The organism is Yersinia sp. 1252 StPb PI (assembly GCF_048593885.1).
Classification (GTDB): domain Bacteria; phylum Pseudomonadota; class Gammaproteobacteria; order Enterobacterales; family Enterobacteriaceae; genus Yersinia; species Yersinia enterocolitica_E.
The window spans coordinates 1-1,198 of the sequence record NZ_JAZGQE010000387.1 but is presented as its reverse complement, the minus strand read 5'-3'; the positions used below and the strand labels follow the sequence as shown (position 1 = coordinate 1,198).

Genomic DNA, 1,198 nt, shown 5'->3' with positions numbered 1-1,198 from the left:
CAACATGGATGAGGATAAGTTCTATCCATCAAAAATACTCTTATGATAGCGATCATGGGCACTGTTTTACTCATATCAGAAAGAGGGTAGCAAAATATAAATCATTAACAGGAGAAGAAATTAAACAGATCAATCAAGATATTAATTCTATTGCTAAAATTTATGAGGATTATTTCCTAAGTTGGTTTGAAGATAATAACGTCGATTGGGTATTTTGCTTAAATATTACACTTTCGGATGCCGTTCCTGTTAGTCTGGCACTGCACAACGCAGCGAGAAGGTATTGGGCTAAAAAAGATAACGGCGGTATTATTTTTTGGGATCATGACCTATTTGGTAGTTATGCCATTTATGAACATGAAGAAAGACTATATCCTGAAAAACCTAATATATTGACACCCATACCACAAGATAATACCTATACTAAATGGATAGTTGCGTCTGAAGCCTTGGCGAAGGAAAGTAGAGACTATCCAACAGAACTGGTACCTGATGTCATTCCTAATATATTACCGTCAATCGATGTATCTGCTTTTAGCAAAATTCACATTGATTTTTTAAACCAATATAATATAGCTATAGATTCATCTATTGTTATCGTTCCCGTTAGAGTATTTAGAGTCAAGGGTATCGAAATATCAATAAGTGTTTTTAATAAGCTACTTGATATTTATAAAGAAAAAAAACTACCCACGCCGAAACTGTTGATATTCGGGAACATGAATGAAGATCCTGAGTATGCTCATGATTTAAAAGAGCAGGTAAAAAAATACAACCTAGACAATAGTATTATATTTTTAGATGAAGTACCGATAAAAACATATAAAGATAAAGACAACAAATGGCATTTAGATGAAATTGACTTACTTATCATTTGCCATACGTTATCCGGCGCAGTTTTATTTACGCCAAATGTAGAGAACGTGGAAAGTGTCGGTTTAGGTCCAGCACTTGCTGCTATTGCAGGTATTCCCTGCGCAGTGACACAGTATACGGCCTTCACCGAGTTTTATGGCACTGAGTACCATCATATTAAAGTAATCCCAGAACACCCCAGGGATGCTGCACAACAGTTATTTGAATGGATGCAGTTACATGCTGCCGAGGCTGACGAGATTAAAACTCTATTAGCTAATAATAAAAAATTTGTTCAATCAAAATTCCCTAGAGAACCGTGGTGTAAATTTATGCATAAGTT

1 protein-coding gene is annotated in these 1,198 nt (G+C 35.2%); it reads left to right on the top strand.

Translation table 11 applies throughout. The features are described from left to right. A partial coding sequence (locus V2A85_RS23820) for a hypothetical protein (protein WP_420072572.1) occupies window positions 1–1,198 on the top strand: 1,198 nt, incomplete at both ends.